Source organism: Flavobacterium movens, assembly GCF_039581425.1.
Lineage (GTDB): Bacteria > Bacteroidota > Bacteroidia > Flavobacteriales > Flavobacteriaceae > Flavobacterium > Flavobacterium luteolum.
Genome location: NZ_JBCPXY010000009.1, coordinates 14,621 through 34,345 on the forward strand (window position 1 = coordinate 14,621; position 19,725 = coordinate 34,345).

A 19,725-nucleotide genomic window follows, 5' to 3' on the forward strand; every position below is an offset into this window, starting at 1 on the left:
ACTAAGATATATTTGACTATATTTAGTATTCAAAGTTTCTTCAAAATTCATTTGTAAAATTGCAGCATGAAAATCTTAATTATAGAAGACGAGCAGGAAATTGCTCAGAGTATAAAGAATTACTTTAAAGACAATGGCATACAATGTGAGACTGCTAAAAATTATAGTCTGGCATTGAGCAAAATCGAAAATTATGATTATGACTGTATTCTTTTAGACCTTATGCTGCCCGACGGTGACGGTTTTGATTTATTAAGGGAACTTAAAAGAAAAAACAAAACAGATGGCGTAATCGTGATTTCGGCAAAAGAAAATCTGGAAACTCGTATTGAAGGATTTAATCTTGGCGCCGATGATTATCTCACTAAACCTTTTCACCTGGCTGAACTTTTGGTTCGCATGCAGGCTTTAATTAGACGTAAAAATTTTAAAGGAAATAACAATATTGTTTTCAACGAAATTACAATTGATATTCTCTCCAAATCAGTTACGGTAAATGATCAGAAACTAGATCTTACAAAGAAAGAACTCGATCTTCTGCTATTTCTAATCGGAAACGAAGACAAGGTGCTTTCAAAAGCTGCAATTGCAGAATATCTTTCGGGAGATATGGCCGATATGCTTGATAATCACGATTTCATCTACGCGCACATCAAAAACTTAAAAAAGAAAATTCATCAAGCAGGTGGTAGTGATTACATCAAAACCGTATATGGACTTGGATACAAATGGGAAAATGACTAAAAAGAAACTGCTCCATAAAACCACCAGAAGCTTCCTTATTTTTGCTGTTATCATACTTCTGGTTTCTGCTCCGGTATTCTATTATATTAGCCAGTGGCTCTATATTTATGAAACCGAAGAGGTCTTGCTTATGCACAAAGGCGAATTTGAAAAAGAAAGCCGAGAAAATTTTACTGAAGCAGATATAAAACTCTGGAATAAATACAATCGTGATGTTATGATTGTTCCAGATATGGGAATTACCAAAGATTCTATTGTTGGCAAAATGATGTATGATGAAACGGCTGGCGAGAAAGAACCTTTCTATCTTATTTATGCTCCAGTTGATATTAATGGAAAAAGATATACTTACACGGAGAGAATAAATCTCTTGGAGATGGAGGGAATGGTTTACAGTGTAGCCATTATGTTCCTTCTTATCATTATCATTCTTCTTATCGGAATTATATTGCTTTCAAAAAATACGGCTGCTAAATTGTGGAAACCTTTCTACAACACACTAAACCAAATTCATGAATTTGAAATCGATAAAAACAAAGCACCTCACTTTCCTCCTACAGATATTGAAGAATTTGACAGTTTAAATAAGAGTCTCCAGCTCTTAATTGAAAAAAACACCGCCATCTATAAAAGCCAAAGAGAATTTGTAGAAAATGCCGCGCACGAACTCCAAACACCTCTTGCGTTATTTCAAACCAAAATAGATACGCTTTCACAGCTTGAATTAAATGAAAAGCAGTCTAATCTTGTAGGTTCATTGAGCAGAGATGTTTCTAGACTTAACAGGCTTAATAAAAACTTATTGCTGCTTTCTAAAATTGATAATGAGATTTATCTTGAAAAGAATGATATTCTAATCAACGATTACATCAAAAAACATCTTGATTTTTTTACAGAACAAGCAACCTCAAAAAATCTGACTGTTATAACAGAATTTACATCTGACTTAAAAATTAACGGAAACCCAGCTCTGACAGAAGTTTTGATAAATAATCTTTTCTTGAATGCAATTCGTCACAACGAAAAAAATGGAAAGATAGTTATAACAACTCTTCAAGATGAATTAATATTCTCTAATTCGGGCGACAAAACGCCTCTTGTTATAGACAAACTCTTCAACCGTTTTTCAAAAAGCAATCCATCCTCTCAAGGCAATGGACTAGGTTTGGCCATTATTAAAAAAATTACAGAATTAAACCATTGGCAAATCAAGTACAGTTTTTCCAACAATCTACATAGTTTTAGCGTTAAGTTTTAAAAATTCAAACTTCCTACAGATTCACTTTTCAAATTTGTGCTAGGTTTTTTATTAATTAAAAAAAATAGCACAAATGAAAAATTCACTTCTTGCTTTTAGCACTGCTTTTTTCCTGCTTTGTTTCTGCACAGAACATAAGCGGTAAAGATGTTCCCAATATTGTAAAATCAACTTTTCTAAAATCCTATCCTAATCAGCCTGATGTAAAATGGGAAAAGGAAAAAGGTAACTATGAAGCCAATTTCAAAACTGGTAGTACAGAACGCGCCGTGCTTCTAGATGCTAATGGAAACATATTGGAAACGGAAGAAGAAATCAGCGTTAAAAAACTTCCTGCCAAAGCTCTCGCATACATCGAAAAAAACTACAAACACAAAAAAATCAAAGAAGCTGCCCAAATAACTGATAGTCATGGTACGATTACCTTCGAAGCACAAGTGTCGTCAATCGATTTAATTTTTGACAAACAAGGAGCCTACATTAAAAGTATTGCAGATTAAAACCACACCAATGAAATTAAAAATATTCTTAGTACTGTCGCTACTTATAGCGAAAATTTATAATGTTACAGCGCAGAACTCAACTGCAACCATCTCAGGAATAATTAAAGATAAAAATTTAAAAACAGCAATTCCTTATGTCAACGTAGCATTAAAAAACACCAAAGACCAAAAAATAGTTGCTGGCACCGTTACCAATGAAGAAGGACGTTTTAATGTCCCTGGAGTTCCTTCTGGAAATTACACCCTCGAAATCAGTTCAACAGGCTATAAAGGCAAATCTCAAAAACTTTTTGTTGGAACTCTTTCTGATTTTTTAGATTTAAATAGTATCGATCTTGAAGAAGATATTAATGCTTTATCTGAAGTTGTAGTTACTTCAAAAACTTCTGAAGTGAGCAATAAAATGGATAAAAAAGTATTCTCGGTAGCAGATAATATTACCCAAAGCGGAGGATCTGTACTGCAATCCATGCAAAGTCTCCCGGGCGTAACGCTTCATGATGGAAAAGTGCAGCTGCGCGGCAATGACAAAGTAATGGTTCTTATTGACGGAAAACAGACTGCGCTTACAGGTTTTGGAAACCAATCGGGTCTTGATAATATTCCGGCTTCTGCTATTGAAAGAATTGAGATCATAAACAATCCTTCTGCTAAATTTGATGCCAACGGAAATGCAGGTATTATAAATATCATTTATAAAAAAAACAAACAAGAAGGATTCAATGGTAAAGTTGGAATAAGTTCTGGATATGGCGCCCTATGGGAACGAAAAGCCAATCTGCCAACAATTCGTCCGCAGTATCAGGTTACTCCAAAAATAAATCCTTCACTCTCACTTAACTACCGAAAAGAGAAAATTAATGCTTATCTACAAGCCGATTATCTTTACACAGAAACCCTAAATAAAAACGAATTTGTAACCAGAACTTATGATGACGGCAGCGTTATTAATCAGCAGACGGTCAGAAATCGCAACACACATTTTACTACGCTCAAAACAGGACTGGATTGGAATTATAACGAACATAATAGTTTTTCATTTTCTGGGCTTTTTGGAAGTGAAAAAATCATTGACAATGGAGATGAACCATTCTTCAATCAAGATTATTCGCAACGACTTCGCCTGTGGTCATTTTTAGAAGATGAACTTAAAACAACCGTAATGGCCAGCGCATCTTACGAACATAAATTTAAACAGCCTGGACATAAATTAAATGCAGGAATCAACTATACTTATCATCAGGAAGATGAGAAATATTTCTTTACCAATACTCTTCCTTCTTCTGTTGGACAGGATTCTTTTAAGCTTCTTTCGGATGAAAAGGTTATCGATATTAATCTTGACTATATCAAACCATTAAAATACGGAAGGTTTGAAGCGGGTTTTAAATTTAGAAACCGAGAAATTCCAACCAATATGCAATTCTTTCCAGGAGAAAACTCCCCGATTGATGCCAATGCTGGCGGTTGGGCCAATTATAAAGAAATTATTCCTGCTCTATATTCTAATTATATTTACGAAACGAGCAAAATTGAGGCAGAAATCGGACTTCGTCTTGAATATGTCGATCTACAGTACGATGTTAATCCTGATCATCCTACCTATAAAAGTGACGGTTATAATTATACAGAACCATTTCCTAATGTTCGTTTTGGATATAAAATAAATGATGAAAATAAAATTACTGCCTTTTATAATCGCAGAGTAGACAGACCTGCAGAAGTAGATATTCGTATTTTTCCAAAGTATGATGATGCCGAAATTATAAAAGTTGGTAATCCTGCTTTGCGTCCGCAGTTTACAAGTGCTTTTGAGGTTGGGTACAAAAAAACAATGCCAAAAGGCTACTTCACCTCTTCTGTTTACTACAGAATTATAAATGGAACTATTTCCCGAATTGCAACTACTGTTCCTGGAAGTACTTTGATATACAATGTGTTTCAAAATGCCGATAAAAGTTCTTCAGTCGGAATTGAAGCTGTATATTCTCAAGAAGTAACATCTTGGTATTCTTTTAACATTAACGGAAACCTTTATCAAAACACAATTGACGCCTTTACCGTTACGAATCTTTATCCTATTCCAAGTATTTATCATGGAGACCGTCAGCAGGTGGTTTCAGGAAATTTAAAATGGAACAATACTTTGCAATTAGGCAAAACATTGAAAGGTCAAATTTCTACACTTTATCTTGCTCCAGATATTATTCCGCAGGGAAAAATTGGCTCGAGATTCTCTGTTGATCTTGGACTTAAAAAAACAGTACAGAAAGGTAAAGGAGAAGTATTTTTAAATGCTACAGATATTTTTAATACTCTGGTAATACAAAAAACAGTTCAGGGCGAAGGTTTTAGCTATAATAGTAAAGATTATTACGAAACACAAGTTGTTCGATTCGGTTACAGTTATAAATTTTAATATTCACTAATAAAACCAAAATTCAGATTTAATTCAGAATTGAGTTGTAAAATTTGCCTCACTTTTTTTAATGTTATGGGTAAATTATCTTTTCGTTCTGGCAGATATGCTGTATTAGTTCATTTCATAATCTGGTTCTTAATTCTATCTCAAATTCTTAGAATTACTTTTTTCATTTGGCAATATGATGAGGTTTCTTGGAGCATCATCAATTTTATAAGAACACTGCTCACCGGTTTTTTCTTTGATATAGGAACCATCTCTTTTGTGTCGCTGACAGCAGTTTTATATTATACGATTATGCCCAATAAATGGATTGGTTCTTATCTGGATCGAATTTTGGTTTATTTTTTTACCACATTAACCATTTTTATTCTTGTTTTTACCTTTTTTGCAGAACTTACTTTCTGGGATGAGTTTAAAACTAGGTTCAATTTTATCGCGGTTGATTATCTAATTTACACACACGAAGTGGTAGCCAATATTGAGCAGTCCTACCCTCTTCCATTACTGGTTGGCGGTGTGCTGCTTCTCACGATTGCTTTTATTTTTATTTTTTACAAAAGACAAGCCTTCACTACAACTTTTACAGCAAAAGCAAATGCCAAGATTAGATTGTTGGTCTTGGGTTGCACTATTGCGGTGAGTTTGTTTTTTGGCTTTTTTGTTCATAATTATCAAGCCGAATGGTCTGATAACCGCTATAATTCTGAAATTTCAAAATCAGGAATTTATTCTTTTTTTGCCGCTTTTCGCAACAATCAAATGAAGTATGTTGATTTCTATACTTCTATCGATAATGATGAAGCTTTTGCGATAATTAAAGAAAAACTTAAAACTCCAAATGCACGTTATAATTCAATGGGATATTCTATCCACAGAACTATAACCGACAGTATGCCATCGTCTTCAAGAAAAAATGTGGTTTTTGTTCTTGTCGAAAGTCTTAGCGGAAGCTTTTTGAAGGAATTTGGAAACAAGGAAAACATTACTCCTTTTATGGACAGTCTGGCTCAAAAAAGTATATTTTTTAATAATCTTTATGCAACAGGCACTAGAACAGTTCGCGGTATGGAAGCTGTTACATTATGCATTCCTCCGACACCTGGACAATCTATCGTAAAAAGACCCGAAAATCAAAATCTTTTTACGGTTTGCAGTGTTTTTAAATCTAAAGCATATGATTGTAATTTCTTTTACGGAGGCGACGGTTATTTTGATAATATGAATGCTTATTTTGGCGGAAATGGCTTTACCATTTACGACCGAGGACGTGGCAGTGTATTGAGTGATAAAATTAAAACCGTAAGACATAATATAAATGACAATGAGGTAACTTTTGAGAATGCGTGGGGAATTTGTGATGAAGATATTTTTAATAAAATGCTCAAAACAGCCGATGAGCAGTATAAAAACAAAAAGCCTTTCTTCAATTTCGTTATGACTACTTCCAATCATAGACCTTATACTTATCCTGAAGGAAAAATTGATATTCCCTCAGGAACTAGCCGAGAAGGTGCTGTAAAATATACTGATTTTGCTTTACGAGAACTCTTTAAAAAAGCTAGCCTAAAGCCTTGGTTTAAAAACACTATCTTTGTTATTATTGCAGATCATTGTGCTAGCAGTGCGGGAAAAGATGAAATTGATGTAGCCAATTATCATATTCCAGCATTTATTGCAAACCTGCCTGAAGAATACAATCAAAAAATAGACAAACAGTGTTCTCAAATTGATCTTTGGCCTACCTTGTTTTCTATTTTCAGATGGAACTATGAATCTGATTTTTTCGGAAATAATGTGTTGGATCCTAAATTTGAAGAACGAGCATTAATGGGAACCTACCGAAAATTGGTATTGATGAAAAAAGAAAAAGTGATGATTTTGTCAGACCAGAAAAAACAGGCTTTTTATACTTGGAACAAGCAAGATAACAGTCTTAAATCCTTACCTATGGACAAGTCTTTCCTAGAAGAAACTATAGCTTGGTATCAGACTGCAGATTACCTTTTTACAAATAAACTTTTAAAATAATAATGATCTACATACATTTTATAATCAATCCAATTTCTGGAAGTGGAAAGCATAATATCACCACTTCTTACCTTTTGAGTCAATTCCCAAAGGAAGAGTACCAAATTGAGATCGATTATACGAAACAAAAAAAACACGCTATTGAGTTGGCAAAAACAGCCGTTGCAAACAATCCGCATTATATTGTTGCATGCGGTGGAGACGGCACTATAAACGAAGTAGCATCAGCTCTTATTGGCTCTAATATTAAACTGGGAATAGTTCCCGTCGGATCAGGAAATGGATTAGCCTCAAATTTAAATATTCCGCGAAATTTTGATAAGGCCGTGGAAATTATTAAAAAAGGAAATACAGTTTCTATTGATGTTGGAAAAATAAATCAATACTATTTTTTCAGTAATATGGGAATTGGTATTGATGCTATGATTATAAAGAAATACGAACATTCGGGAAACAGAACCTTATCTTCGTATATTAAAGCGGCGCTTTCTTCAAGTTTTCAGTTTAAACCACAATATACCGTTGTTTCTTCTGACGGAAAAAAACACGAAGTAAATCCTTTTATGCTCTTTATTTCCAATTCTAACGAAATGGGATACAATATGAGCCTTACTCCAAAAGCAAGTCTTAGTGATGGTGTTCTCGATATGGTTATTATTCCTGAACTTACATTTTTAGAAAAATTGCTGCTTGGTCTTAATGTACTGAAAAATTCAATCGAGAAGTTTAAAAAAGCACAGCATGCACTAGTACGAGAGGTACATATAGAAATGCCTCATAAAATTTTTATAGACGCACAAATCGATGGGGAATTTCAGAACTTAAAAACCAATATTATCCAAGTTAGTATTCTACCGAAAAGCATTGAAGTCTTGGTTTAATTTCCTTGAAAACGATTTTCAACTCCAAATAAGTTTCTTTATCAGTAATCTTATTTGGAGTTTTATTTTTAAATGACCACTTCTCTGTCAAGCAAAATTTCGTCCATTACCAAAATGTATTGGTTTTTATTTACAATAGCATTGGTATCAATTCCGATTGAACCAAATCCATAAGGTTCGTATTTTTTAAGATTAGAAACAGAGAACAATCCCAGCGTGCTGGTATGCGATGCATTTGCCAGATGCATTATACCACTATCAGCCCCAATAAACAAAGCGACATTGGCCAGTACAGAACCTATTTCACGAATGTCTTTGCTATAAAAACTGGCTGCTTTAAACTGAATCTGAGATACATTCTCTACAGGTAAAATTTCAAGTAGATTATAGTCTCGTTCGTATTTTGCTTTTAAAAGCTCATAGAAATCCTCCCACCAAAATTCCGAAAAACATTTATTTCCTGTAGCATAAGTAAAAAAAGCAACTGTCTTTTTATTATTATCAAATTTATCCAAAAGGATTTTTCTGCCTTGAACAAGTTCTTGAGCGCTTAATTTAAGATCTGTTTCTGAGACTGGATTTTCAGTACGCTCTAAACCAATACTTTTTAAAAATGCTCTAAAATTGTATACTGGATATTTTGCAATATGTTCATAATCATCTGGTCTTAAAACATTCTCATCGAGATCATCTCCAAAAAATTTAAAAGTGGCTTTAGAGCGTTCCACAGCAAGTCTTCCCGATGAGGAATCTTTATCTACATTTATGGCTATATCATAGGTTTTACGTTCAATTTTAAGCCAAACTTTTAGATAAATTAAAAGATTTCTGAAAGGTTTTTTAGGCAAAACAATCACTTCTCCTGTTTGGCTATAATTATTTAAAATCAATGGCATTAATCCTCCTTTGACAAAAAAATCAATTTGCGCATCAGGAAAAATAGAATTGATTTCCTTAACTAAGGGAGTAATAAGCAGCAAGTTCCCGAGTCGTGCGTTCGGTCGACAGATTAAAATTCTTTTTACCGCTTTCGGATCTTGAATAAATTTATCAGAAAACTTAGGGGAAGAACCAATGTTTTTAGTCAAAAAACGCATTGCAGTTCTTCGAAAAGCATTCACTTTTTTAGGTATTTTCATTTATACAGAAAGATTTAAAGCTTAAATCAGCTTTGTGGTATTTAAATACTTACGTTAAATTCAAATTACTTGCGATGTACCTTAAAACTGTACAACCATTCCAGCGCCCATTTGCTTGCCATTATAAAAAGGAGCAATCATCGAGGTTACTTTGTTTTCTTTGGAAGGAAAAAAAGTGTTTTTTACATACGGAAACAGCCAGTATGCCGCTTTGGTGCTTAATATTCCAATTCCCGCTCCTGCCGCAACATCGGTAAGCCAATGTCTGTTATTGTACATTCTAAAAAGTCCCGTTCCTGTCGCAACTATATAACCGCTTATTCCGTACCAAATAGATTGATCTTTATATTCCTGCCAGAGAAATTCAGCTCCAGCAAAAGCATTTGCAGTATGTCCTGAAGGAAAAGAATTATTGGCAGAACCATCTGGTCTTTCTACTTTCGTAATACTTTTTAAAGCAAAAACCGTAGTGCTCATCATCAGATACGATGTAGCCAAAATTATAGATCGGTCTTTCAGGTTGTTTTTCCCTTTTATGCCCATCGCATTTAGAGCGTACACAGATGCAGCAGGTACATATTGCGAAAAATCATCGATAGTGATTTTATTATCAATATGTTCGTTTACCTCTTCTTTAATTTCTGCATTAAAACCCTTAAGCTGATCGCTTTCAAGTCCGATAAATCCATAACCGATAAGCACGGTGGGTATGATAAGCTGCTTATAATTAAATTTTAAATTATGGACGGTATCAGTATCCTTTACCGCTATAGAATCAGAAACAGTCTTTTGTGCATTTGTAACCGTTATACTCAAAAGAAATAATAAAAAAAATTTTCGCATTTTAAGAGAAATTAGAAATCGAAATTAAACTGGCTATCAAACTATTGAAGTTTTATTTCTAAAAACTATCGCAACTTTAAACAGCACATAACCCAAATAAATCCGAATTAGCTGCAGCAATAAACAACTCATAATAAACCATTTAATTTCAATGCAAAACTCTTTAGTAATCCTGAATTAATTCTGAATTAATTCTGAATTAATCTCCTGCGATTCTTAATATTGCATTAAGCAATACAATAAATTAAATGGTTGGCTGTTGAGGTTCATTGTGATTATCGCCTTCTCCTTTCTTAAATTCTAATTTTCCGAATTTATAGCTAAACGAAATTCCAAAAGACTGAACAGGAATTTCTTTTATATTCACCTGATTAAAACTCGCACCATATTTAGTCGATCTTTGGCTCATATATTTATTAAAAGGATTCGCCATTGTTAATCCGATACTTGCAGATTTTTGCAGAAACTGCTTTCTTAGAGCCAGATTATAAAAGAATGAAGCTGGTCGATTTCCTTGAATATTTTTCTGAGAAGAGCGGTAATTTCCAAAAATCTCTCCGGTAAAAGAAGGTGCAAACTGATAGCTCAAATTCAAATTTGCTCTGTAATTAAAGCCGCTCACAGTAGGCAAAGAAGGATTGGTTGTTGTACGGTCTCCAAATTCAATTGTAGATCTTATATTTAGCTTTTCATCAATTTTAATAGATCCAAATAAGCTTGCTCCAATATCGGTTTGAGTTCCAATATTGTAACGCTGTGTTAGCGTTACATCTGTATAATCTGTTCCGTTGACATTCAGCACAGAATGATAGGTAGAAAAGCTCTGGATATCATCGGTATTTCGTCGGTAATAACCAGAGAAATAAATATTGGCATTATTAGTAAAATTTTTACTGTAGCCTAGTTCAAAACGATTCCCAATTTCTGGCTTCAAAAATGGATTTCCTGTACTAATGTTATGCGGATCGCTGATATTAAAAAACGGATTTAATTCTTCGTAATCAGGACGTTCTATTCGATAGCTATAAGAAAATTTGACAGACTCATTTTCGTTGAATTTATGCTGAACAGTAAAAGATGGAGCAAAAGTATTGTAATCAGGAATACTTACTCCAACGAAATCGGCAGTTGTATTGGTGCGTTCATATCGAAGACCCGCTCTTCCTTCTAAAAAGTTTTTAAACAATGAAAAAGATGTAGATGCATACGCTGCATAAATATTTCGTTTGTACTGAAATCCATAAGTTTGCCCCTGATTATTTATATAAGAACCATCTAATGCAAGAGTATCTGTAATGACATTACTGTTGATGTTTTCTAAAGATACTTTTGATCCCATTTCAAAGACAAATCCCTTAGAAATTGGTCTAACAAAATCTAGAGAAAGTTCTACTTGATGATCGTTTCCTGGATTATAACTTCTAAGTCCTGAAGTCGGGTTTACATTGTCTCTATAATCGGTTTCCTGCGACGCATCATTTGTGCTTTTGCCATAACTTGACGTTACCAGAAAATTCAATTCTTGATCTTCTCTATCAAAAGTCTTTTTATATCCTAAACTCCAATCGATTGCATTATTTTTAAAATTACTTACAGAATTTCTTTCGCTCATAATTTCAGACAAAACAGTACCGTCAGCCAAAGAAGAAGTTTGGTCTTGCAATGTGATTCCAGATGAATTATTCTCAAAATGATTATATCCCAAAGTAGCCGTTAATTCGTCTTTTGGTGTTATGCTCCAATTTGCATTTATCCCCGTTTGATAACCGCTTCTGGTAAAAGGACTTGTGCCATTTTGATACAATCTGTTTATACTGTCTCTAGTTGCATTGTAAGAAATACGGTCGCTTGAGCTTTTTGTTTTCGTTGTCAATTGCTTATTTCCGCTAAAATATACACCTACGCCAAAATTTCCTTTTCGTGCATTTAGATTAAAAGAACCATTCTCTAATCTTGTTCCTGCCGATAAGTTTATACTGCTGTTAATTCCTTGAACTTTACTTTCTTTTAAAACAATATTTATAATACCTCCAGTTCCAGCTGCATCATATTTAGCGCCTGGACTGGTAATAACTTCAATACTTTTGATCTGACTTGCTGGTATAGATTGCAGTGCATCTGAAACGCTGGCTCCAAATATGCTCGAAGGTTTCCCGTTTATTAAAAAACGGATGTTTGGATTTCCTTGCAACTCCACATTTCCGTCAATATCAACACTTATCATTGGAACATTCTTTAGAACATCAGTAGCAACACCACCCTGACTATTAAGGTCATTAGCAGCGTTATAAACCATTTTATCAATTTTGTTTTGAACGGTCTGCGTTTTTGAAACAATTTTTACTTCATCTAATTGATTTGATGAAGGAACCAATTGAATATTTCCTAGATTAATTGAATTTCCCGAAGTATTTACTTTTACAGCATTGTACACGATTTCTTTATAACTGATAAAATCGATGGTAATGCGATATTCGCCCGTTTGAAGATTATCTATTGAAAACATTCCGTTCTGGTCGGTTGTCTGGCCATTAAAAGGTTTGCTTTCTCCAGTGCGAAACACACTTACAATAGCCATTTCTATAGGAACTTTTGTTTCAGAATCGATCACCTTTCCAGTGATTTTTGCTTTCGCATTAGAAGATTGTGCAACCGCCGCAAAAGGCAGAATATAAAGCAGACATAAGATAAAATAGCGCATAGAGAAAATTTATTTCAGCAAAATAAAAACTCAAATCTGAATATATCTTGAAGATTTTCATTGCTCTTTTATTTTCTAAAATGTATTAAAAAGCGAAAAATTCAGAATTAATTCAAAATTGGCTTTCATATTTGGAAACACTTCAAACAATAATTCTTCTGAAAATTAAATAGCCTTGAAAAAAGTAAAACTTATCGAAATGCGCCTGAAACGGGAAATAAATCAGGATTTGATGGCCGTAAAAGTCAACATGACTCAGCCTACTTACAGCCGCAAAGAAAGAGGACTTACTAGCATTACTGCTGCAGAATGGGACAAAATAGCTGAAGTTTTAGGCGTTGACAAATATGAAATATACGAAAACAGTTCCCGAAACAGCATGCTCTCTGGAAATCTGAAAAAAACAAATACGATTATTCCTCCTGATCTCCTTGAACAGATTGAAAGCCTTAAAAAAGAAAACAAAGAATTGAAAGCAGAAATCAGAAGATTAAAAGCTAGAAAAAATAAAAAAGATTCGAAGTAAAATCTGACAACGATTTTTAATTCACTTAAAATCAATCTTATGAATCAGTTTATTGTTTTTAAAATAATAAGCTTCATAAGATGTTTTATTTATTGCATATACAGCTTCAATAATTATTTTATCTGCATTGTTGCTTATGCTTTTTACCAATGATTGCTGTTCAGCAGTCAAATCCTTCATCGGAATTATTTGTTCAAACTCAAAACCTTCGTCATAAGTAAATTCCATTGCAAAACGTGCATTTTGCCATTTTAACTTTGCTTCAATTCCTTTTGACATGGAAGTTGCGGTAAAGTTCCCTCCTTTTTCCATTGCCAAAGTTGATGTTGTTTTTCCTAGAATTACAAATCCAGAAAGTACCATTGCATAATAGCCGATTTTTTTGAAAACAAACTCGCTTAATTTTGGCAAAACCCACTTCATAGACAAAGATGAAAGTATAGCTGCAACGGCAACTACAACTCCTATCGAAATGACTTTCATTGATATCAATCCAAAAAGTGTGTACAGAACTATTTTAATTAAATGAAGAATAATTTCGTTGGCCGCTCTCGTAGCAACTATCTCCTCTTTTGATAATCCATAGCGCAGATAAAATTTATTAAAAAGAAGTCCAACAACTCCGGTAAGACCTGAAAGAAATCCTGCTGAGAATCCGATAAGGCATAAAAGCCAATTTGCTGTCTTTTCTCCTGCATTTATTTCCGCAGGCTTTTTAAAAATAAACGGAAGATTGCTTATCAGGAAAAGTCCCATTGCGATTTCTAAATATAATGGATTTAAAAATTTAAGCAACCACGCTCCTAACCAAACTGCGGGTATTGCTGCGGGAACAAAATATTTGACAATATGCCAGCAGATATTTTTCTTAAAAAGAATAATTCTCGAAGCAGAACTTGTAAACGTTCCTATTGAAAGAGCTGCAGGAACCTGATTCATTGGCAATAGCGCACCAAGAATTGGAATGAGCATAAGCCCTGCTCCGCCTCCACAGATTGCACTTATAGCAAATGCCAAAAAACTGCAGATAAATATTATTATTAAACTTGTAACCATTTTATGTTTATTAAACTTTGTTTATCTAACTTGAAAAAAGTAAGGCAAGTTATAAACGAATGTTGAATAAAACCTGAATAAGGTTTTGGCTCTAATTTTCTAGTTACAAGCATCATAAAATAAGTTAATAAAAGCACTATCAAATGTTTCCAAAAAGTCTGGCAATATGGCAGTGCAAATAATCAAAATGCTTTTTCAAATTTTAATATATCAGTTCGCGAATCTAGAACCACACACTAAAAATGTACAATTCTAAAATCAAAAAAAAGACAGATACCAAAATATCTGTCTTCATTTATAACGATAAATAATTAATGTAATTTAAAGAACCTTCGAAACTTCTAAGACTTCTATAAGAGATTAATTTCTAGATTATTTTTTGCTAAAATCATAGCTTAACGAAGCACCAAGTCCGAACTGAAATGTTGATGCATAATCAGTAACTGCCACTGGTCCCCAATAGTAGTCCCAATAATAATCATATCCAACAGCTGCCGACATAGACTGCAAATAAGCATGAAGATTAATAGACAATGGCGAATCTGTTTTTACTTTCACACCAGCTTTAATCTCCCAAGCAAAATACGTTCCGTTGCCGCTTCTTGGCGTTTCAAGAATTGAAACTCCTAAACCAGCACCAAGAAATGGAAGCGCTTTTTGAGAGCTTGAGCCAAAATAATACGTGTAATCTGCCAATATGTAGTTGATTGCACCTTTATCGTCTCCAGCATTAAGCTGAGTTCCAGGCGGAATAGTGTTGGCACCATTCGTTATTCCAACTTTCGTATACAAAGGCATGTGTGTATCTAGCCTGTTATACTTTAACTCGATCGAAGCATTATCCATTATAAAATATTCCAAACCTATTCCGTACTCAAAACCATCTTCTACCTTGGCGTAAGAAGAATCAAAATCTACTCTGTCGGAAAAAGTATATCCTCCGTACAGATTAAGCAAAAATGACTGACTGCTTTGCGCTGACATTGCCAGTGAAAGGAAAAAAAAGAAACCTAATAAATGATACTTTTTCATAATTTAAAATTTTAGTTTGTAATAATGGGAGTTACTATTTTCAAGCCAGTTAGCTTAATTGAAACTAGAGTCTGCATCAATGGCTTATTTATACCCAAAGTTATCTTACAAAAACGATTCTCTGCTAAAATGCCAGCTCAATTATGTTTCATATTATAAAATGAAACCATATTTTATGAAATTTCTGGAAAATTATGTGTGTTATTTAGAAATAAAAGTGCTGTTAACAGCTTTTTATAGTTTGCAGAACAGAAAAACGGAAGACATTTATTTAGCTTCTTTTATCTTAGAGTTAGATAAAAGATATTTTATTCTGCCAAAGAGCCAATCTGTTTTGTTTTCTTGATTTTCTCGACTCCCCTTTCTCTTATTAATTCTGCCGCATCGAGCATTTTTATGACATAAATATAAGGTGTCGTTAAATCAGGGTCAGAATCTGCGACATGCGGAGACAATGAAAGTTCTAGAATTTGATATAGAAAGGATTCAAATTCTTCTGGCGTTCTTTCTTCGAATGCTTTTTGAAATACTATAAAGGGATTCTCGTACTCTTCTTTTGTGAGGGATGAAAGATGAAAAACCGTTTCAGATCGCAAAGAAGCTGCAACTTTCCATTTCTTGCTTTTCTCTTTCAGACAGCAGCAAATTTTGAGGAAAGATTTGATAACCGTATACAAAACAAAAACATCTGAAGGATTGTCTTCTTTGCAGACTTTTGTTTTATAACAGTATAATACCGCTTCGCTTAAACTCTGTTTGTAATAATCGAGGTCTGCAAAAGTAAAAAAAGCATCGATTGCCTTAAACGGATTTTCTGCCGTATATCCTGTCCAAAAGCTAGTTTCGAAGGTTGTTTTATTCTTTTTCATGGCTTATAGTTTAAAATTCTAAAGCGAAATTCTGTTCTTTCTAAAGGATAATCTATTCTAAAAACAGATATATTATCTTACAAAAATAGATTCGATTTTACCGTATATTTTTCTATCTTTGAAACTTAGGATTTTTAATCTAGACAGATTTATCTTGAACCTTTAGAAAATTGATACTCATTATGGAACAGAAAATACATCAGGGAAGAAACGTAAAACGTTTTAGAGAAATGCTTAACATAAAGCAGGAAGCTTTGGCTTATGATCTGGGCGAAGACTGGAACCAAAAGAAAATTTCTATGCTCGAGCAAAAAGATGTAATTGAAGAAAACCTACTGAAACAAATTTCAGCGGTATTGAAAATTCCTGTTGAAGCTTTTCAGAATTTTGATGAAGAACAAGCGGTAAATGTTATTGCAAATACTTTTGGTGACAATGGTATTGGATATCAGAAAAATGATAATCCTATTTTTAATCCTGTAGAGCAAGTGCTAAGACTTCACGAAGAAAAAATTGCTTTGTATGAAAGAATGTTGAAAGAGAAAGATGAAATGATGGTGAGGCTTGAGAAATTGATTGGGAAGTAATTGTTTATAGAAATATATAATTTTAGAAAGAGACTTTTTTGGGTCTCTTTTTTATTGAAAATAATTCAATATCATATGTAATTGTTTATTTCCAGATTTCTTTAAAAATCACTTTTCCAAAGAAATAATCCCCATTAAAATTATCCATAATCATTTGTATCTCTGTTCCTGCTTTCAACATAAGATTTTCTATATTTTGGGGAGATAAAATGGAAACTAGTTTTAAATTTTCATTAATTACACTTTTATAATCTATTTTTAGTTTGAATAAATTTTGATCACTTGAATTAACTTCTTCAATCTCAAAATCTAAATTTTTAAATTCTTTTCTATACCCATGTAAAGAACTTGAAATAGGGTCATTAATTATTAAACCTCCAAGTAAAGGTATGCTAATATTAACAGCATTTATCTCCAATTCAAGATTAATTTTCGTTATAGTCTTGGATTTAAATATGCTTTTTTCAGTTTTATGATTTGTAGCAATGTCAATTTTATGCCTATTCGTGAAACAACCAATACCTGTGTCAGTGAAACTATATATTTTTTGGTAATTTGTATTTATAACGTTAGACCACATAAATGACTCATTAATATATTCTTCAATAGAGTCTTTTTCCTCTTGGGTGGTACTGAGTTTTATATCATTTTTTTGTATCATTAAACTTGAATCATCAAAAAAAACCAAATCAATGGCCTTTACTTTTAAAAATGAAACAGTATAATAATGAACTTGAGTTAACTTTTTTATAAAGTTTTCATCTATTTTAGTAGATTCCTGAACAACAATTCCATAAGCTTGCGCTTTCAAAATCGCAGGTTTAGTAAATGAATTTGTTGTTGACGCTATTGTAATATCTATTCCTAAATCATTTTTTTTTGTTGCAAGTTGCTCAATCCAAGTGACATCTTGCACCGTAGTCGGTCGATCTCTACATTCAATGGAAATCTTTCTTTCAATATTTTCTTCATCCTTAAAGCTAATTAATATATCAACCTCTCTTTTACTTCCTGTAATTTTGTCTATTAAAAAACTAGGAGATTCAACTTTATAGATTGAAGGATCAAGTATTCTATAATATTTTTCATACTCAATCTCAAATTCTCTTCCTTTTCTACTCATTTTAATTATTCTTTTTAATGTTTATTACGTTAAATTAAATACATTTTGGGATTTGGCTAAATATTTCCTCTATATCTTATATACATATTTCGCATTCACATATCCAAAATTACCCGATTGAATCACCTTCACCTGCAGCCATTCCCCATCAATAGCAATAACCATTAAGATATCATATCTTTTAAGGTTTTCTATTACTTCATATTCATTTCCAGGCCCTTTGCGCAATTTAAGGGTTTCAACATTTACAGCCAGCATATCTTCAGGACTATAGGCAATTACACCTTTTTTTATCACAGATTCCTTCTTTGTTTTGGATTTAACAGACGTCTCGGAAGTAAAAGAAACTGCTGCAGATTTTGCTGACGAATTTACATTCCTGCTCTTTGTAGCTTTAGGTGATGCCGTATATCTGACAGGCCGCGAATATGAAGAACATACACCGCAACTCCCACCATTGGAACAATGTGCACACCTACTGCAATTCGAACAGGCACTGCAGTACGCACTGCCAGTACATCTGCCTTCTTCTTTAGGTTTTGCATCGCAACAGCTTGCCATCAGCTTATTGTTCTGTGCACTCGAGGTTAATGTTGTAAAAAAGAAAAGTGCAAAAGCAAATATTATTTTAATCATAATAAACCGTTTTATTTAAGACAAACCTAAAGAAAGCTTTTCAAAAAAATATACGGTTTTCCGTAATTAGAGATTTACCCATAAAAAAACCAGTGAATCAACTTCACTGGTTTTCTAATCATTCTTTATAAATATCATCCATTTAAAGATGACTTATAAAAACTGAATTTATTTTGTAATGCCAAACATCATGACCAATCTATCGTTTAGATAAAAATTAAGCGTTTGCTCTGCTACATCAAAGCGTAAATCTTTATTGTTTAAATAAGACAACATTTTTTGCTCTGTTTTATTTACTTCTTCATCAATACACGCCATTCTTGTAGACGCTACTTTATCGAAAGAAATAGTATCACCGTTGGTTTCATAAGTTCCAGAGAAGTTGTTGCAACCTGAATTTCCGCTCACTTTCTTTTCTGTTGGGTTAAACTTAATAGAAGCTTTTCCGTAATCTTGTCCAACATTTTCTAGTGCGATTAGTTTCCAATTGTTTTTTGCAATAAAACTCCACAGTTCATTTTGAGTTGGAATAGAAAATTCCATAACCACTTTGTTCTTAGTATTTTTAAACTGTACTTTATTGTTTTTCTTTACAATTTTAAACTTTTTATTGGTGATCGCAGCGCTAAAATCTTGTTCCAATTTCATGCTTTCACTATCACAAGCCATTAAAGTTCCCATTGGAGAATTGGTCTTAATTTGATTTTTTGAAGAAAGCTTCGTGTATTTTACGTTGAAATTATTACATCCGTTTTTACCGCTTATTGTGCCCGTTTCATCGTTAATGATGATAAATGCTTTTCCGCTGTTTATCTTTTTTCCGTTTAATTGGGTTAAAATCATTTTGGTATTATAAATTCCTTTTTCCTTAGTTACAGGAGTTTTAGAAATTATGCTTTTCAATTTATATTCGTATGCAGAAGCATCAGCCGGAATAGGTTCTGGTCTTTTAGTTTTCGTAACCAGTATTTCATATCGGTTTCCTTTTTCAAAATTAAAACCTTCAATATGATTATAAAAAAGCTGCCATTCTTTGTCGTTGTCATACTTTACCTGTAGACATTCCATTGGGCCAACACCCGTACATGGCACTTTACTTTCTTTTACAAACATTTTTAAACTTTCCTGACCATATGTAAATGTTGATAATAACACTACAACAAAAACATACATACATTTAAATCTTTTCATTTATTTTAATTTTTTTAGAACACCGATTAAGCGTTCTGATTATTTATGATTTTTTTGCAGGCACGAATTGTGCCACTTTAAAATAAAGAATGTTTTTAACTTTTTTTTATCAGCCCTGAATTTCGTTTTTTCTTTAACAATTAAACTACTACATACTCATAATCAGCTTGTTTGCATAAATAT

Annotated in this window: 18 protein-coding genes; 9 read left to right on the plus strand and 9 right to left on the minus strand. The window is 33.1% G+C overall.

Going from position 1 to position 19,725, the window contains the following annotated elements; all coding sequences use genetic code 11:
• Positions 1-66: 66 nt before the first annotated feature.
• From AAYQ05_RS16130 to AAYQ05_RS16155, 6 genes are all read left to right on the plus strand, one after another.
• Entirely contained in the window at positions 67-744 is a 678-nt protein-coding gene (locus tag AAYQ05_RS16130; protein ID WP_343544421.1) for a response regulator transcription factor, read from the plus strand.
• A complete protein-coding gene (locus tag AAYQ05_RS16135; RefSeq protein WP_343544422.1) occupies positions 713-2,002 on the plus strand; it encodes a sensor histidine kinase in 1,290 nt (429 codons plus the stop codon). The genes AAYQ05_RS16130 and AAYQ05_RS16135 overlap by 32 nt, the downstream gene beginning before the upstream one ends.
• An 89-nt stretch (positions 2,003-2,091) precedes the next feature.
• Positions 2,092-2,502 (plus strand): PepSY-like domain-containing protein, encoded by a 411-nt coding sequence (locus AAYQ05_RS16140; protein WP_343544423.1) that lies wholly within the window; start codon positions 2,092-2,094, stop codon positions 2,500-2,502.
• Positions 2,503-2,512: 10 nt separating this feature from the next.
• Positions 2,513-4,924 carry a TonB-dependent receptor gene (locus AAYQ05_RS16145; RefSeq protein ID WP_343544424.1) on the plus strand — a complete coding sequence of 804 codons (2,412 nt, stop codon included), beginning with the start codon at positions 2,513-2,515 and terminating at the stop codon, positions 4,922-4,924.
• A gap of 75 nt (positions 4,925-4,999) precedes the next feature.
• A complete protein-coding gene (locus tag AAYQ05_RS16150) occupies positions 5,000-6,958 on the plus strand; it encodes an LTA synthase family protein (protein ID WP_343544425.1) in 1,959 nt (652 codons plus the stop codon).
• Between the two features lie 2 nt (positions 6,959-6,960).
• On the plus strand, positions 6,961-7,839 hold the full coding sequence (locus AAYQ05_RS16155) for a diacylglycerol/lipid kinase family protein (RefSeq protein WP_343544426.1): 879 nt from the start codon (positions 6,961-6,963) through the stop codon (positions 7,837-7,839).
• Between the two features lie 68 nt (positions 7,840-7,907).
• Here AAYQ05_RS16155 and AAYQ05_RS16160 read toward each other — a convergent pair whose 3' ends face one another.
• From AAYQ05_RS16160 to AAYQ05_RS16170, 3 genes are all read right to left on the minus strand, one after another.
• Complete coding sequence (locus AAYQ05_RS16160) at positions 7,908-8,978, minus strand: glycosyltransferase family 9 protein (protein WP_343544427.1); 1,071 nt, start codon at positions 8,976-8,978, stop codon at positions 7,908-7,910.
• Positions 8,979-9,059: 81 nt separating this feature from the next.
• On the minus strand, positions 9,060-9,821 hold the full coding sequence (locus AAYQ05_RS16165) for a phosphatase PAP2 family protein (protein ID WP_343544428.1): 762 nt from the start codon (positions 9,819-9,821) through the stop codon (positions 9,060-9,062).
• Between the two features lie 244 nt (positions 9,822-10,065).
• Positions 10,066-12,522, minus strand: coding sequence for a TonB-dependent receptor (locus AAYQ05_RS16170; protein WP_343544429.1), 2,457 nt, complete (start codon positions 12,520-12,522; stop codon positions 10,066-10,068).
• A gap of 175 nt (positions 12,523-12,697) precedes the next feature.
• Between AAYQ05_RS16170 and AAYQ05_RS16175 the strand changes: the two genes are divergently transcribed.
• Positions 12,698-13,048: a helix-turn-helix transcriptional regulator gene (locus AAYQ05_RS16175; protein WP_343544430.1), complete on the plus strand. Its 351-nt coding sequence runs from the start codon at positions 12,698-12,700 to the stop codon at positions 13,046-13,048.
• Between the two features lie 21 nt (positions 13,049-13,069).
• On the opposite strand, the gene AAYQ05_RS16180 is transcribed toward AAYQ05_RS16175, so the two are convergent.
• From AAYQ05_RS16180 to AAYQ05_RS16190, 3 genes are all read right to left on the minus strand, one after another.
• Complete coding sequence (locus tag AAYQ05_RS16180) at positions 13,070-14,104, minus strand: sulfite exporter TauE/SafE family protein (protein ID WP_343544431.1); 1,035 nt, start codon at positions 14,102-14,104, stop codon at positions 13,070-13,072.
• A gap of 372 nt (positions 14,105-14,476) precedes the next feature.
• Complete coding sequence (locus AAYQ05_RS16185) at positions 14,477-15,136, minus strand: outer membrane beta-barrel protein (RefSeq protein ID WP_343544432.1); 660 nt, start codon at positions 15,134-15,136, stop codon at positions 14,477-14,479.
• Positions 15,137-15,444: 308 nt separating this feature from the next.
• Positions 15,445-16,005 carry a hypothetical protein gene (locus tag AAYQ05_RS16190; protein WP_343544433.1) on the minus strand — a complete coding sequence of 187 codons (561 nt, stop codon included), beginning with the start codon at positions 16,003-16,005 and terminating at the stop codon, positions 15,445-15,447.
• 182 nt (positions 16,006-16,187) lie between these two features.
• Between AAYQ05_RS16190 and AAYQ05_RS16195 the strand changes: the two genes are divergently transcribed.
• A complete protein-coding gene (locus tag AAYQ05_RS16195) occupies positions 16,188-16,592 on the plus strand; it encodes a helix-turn-helix domain-containing protein (protein WP_343544434.1) in 405 nt (134 codons plus the stop codon).
• A gap of 85 nt (positions 16,593-16,677) precedes the next feature.
• On the opposite strand, the gene AAYQ05_RS16200 is transcribed toward AAYQ05_RS16195, so the two are convergent.
• Positions 16,678-17,715: a hypothetical protein gene (locus AAYQ05_RS16200; RefSeq protein ID WP_343544435.1), complete on the minus strand. Its 1,038-nt coding sequence runs from the start codon at positions 17,713-17,715 to the stop codon at positions 16,678-16,680.
• A 69-nt stretch (positions 17,716-17,784) separates the two neighbouring features.
• Complete coding sequence (locus AAYQ05_RS16205) at positions 17,785-18,012, minus strand: SH3 domain-containing protein (protein ID WP_343544436.1); 228 nt, start codon at positions 18,010-18,012, stop codon at positions 17,785-17,787.
• Positions 18,013-18,028: 16 nt separating this feature from the next.
• Here AAYQ05_RS16205 and AAYQ05_RS16210 point away from each other — a divergent pair, with 16 nt between their 5' ends.
• Positions 18,029-18,370, plus strand: a complete 342-nt coding sequence (locus AAYQ05_RS16210; protein ID WP_343544437.1) for a hypothetical protein — start codon at positions 18,029-18,031, stop codon at positions 18,368-18,370.
• 149 nt (positions 18,371-18,519) lie between these two features.
• Here the strand turns inward: AAYQ05_RS16210 and AAYQ05_RS16215 are convergent, their stop codons facing one another.
• Positions 18,520-19,542 (minus strand): META domain-containing protein, encoded by a 1,023-nt coding sequence (locus tag AAYQ05_RS16215; protein ID WP_343544438.1) that lies wholly within the window; start codon positions 19,540-19,542, stop codon positions 18,520-18,522.
• Positions 19,543-19,725 lie beyond the last annotated feature (183 nt).

What these genes read in the sequence shown, in the direction of transcription:
- AAYQ05_RS16180 (WP_343544431.1), bottom strand. Translation starts at nt 14,104, where the DNA reads ATGGTTACAAGTTTAATAATAATATTTATCTGCAGTTTTTTGGCATTT.
- AAYQ05_RS16150 (WP_343544425.1), top strand. Translation starts at nt 5,000, where the DNA reads ATGGGTAAATTATCTTTTCGTTCTGGCAGATATGCTGTATTAGTTCAT.
- AAYQ05_RS16170 (WP_343544429.1), bottom strand. Translation starts at nt 12,522, where the DNA reads ATGCGCTATTTTATCTTATGTCTGCTTTATATTCTGCCTTTTGCGGCG.
- AAYQ05_RS16155 (WP_343544426.1), top strand. Translation starts at nt 6,961, where the DNA reads ATGATCTACATACATTTTATAATCAATCCAATTTCTGGAAGTGGAAAG.
- AAYQ05_RS16165 (WP_343544428.1), bottom strand. Translation starts at nt 9,821, where the DNA reads ATGCGAAAATTTTTTTTATTATTTCTTTTGAGTATAACGGTTACAAAT.
- AAYQ05_RS16130 (WP_343544421.1), top strand. Translation starts at nt 67, where the DNA reads ATGAAAATCTTAATTATAGAAGACGAGCAGGAAATTGCTCAGAGTATA.
- AAYQ05_RS16215 (WP_343544438.1), bottom strand. Translation starts at nt 19,542, where the DNA reads ATGAAAAGATTTAAATGTATGTATGTTTTTGTTGTAGTGTTATTATCA.
- AAYQ05_RS16190 (WP_343544433.1), bottom strand. Translation starts at nt 16,005, where the DNA reads ATGAAAAAGAATAAAACAACCTTCGAAACTAGCTTTTGGACAGGATAT.
- AAYQ05_RS16200 (WP_343544435.1), bottom strand. Translation starts at nt 17,715, where the DNA reads ATGAGTAGAAAAGGAAGAGAATTTGAGATTGAGTATGAAAAATATTAT.
- AAYQ05_RS16185 (WP_343544432.1), bottom strand. Translation starts at nt 15,136, where the DNA reads ATGAAAAAGTATCATTTATTAGGTTTCTTTTTTTTCCTTTCACTGGCA.
- AAYQ05_RS16135 (WP_343544422.1), top strand. Translation starts at nt 713, where the DNA reads ATGGACTTGGATACAAATGGGAAAATGACTAAAAAGAAACTGCTCCAT.
- AAYQ05_RS16160 (WP_343544427.1), bottom strand. Translation starts at nt 8,978, where the DNA reads ATGAAAATACCTAAAAAAGTGAATGCTTTTCGAAGAACTGCAATGCGT.
- AAYQ05_RS16195 (WP_343544434.1), top strand. Translation starts at nt 16,188, where the DNA reads ATGGAACAGAAAATACATCAGGGAAGAAACGTAAAACGTTTTAGAGAA.
- AAYQ05_RS16145 (WP_343544424.1), top strand. Translation starts at nt 2,513, where the DNA reads ATGAAATTAAAAATATTCTTAGTACTGTCGCTACTTATAGCGAAAATT.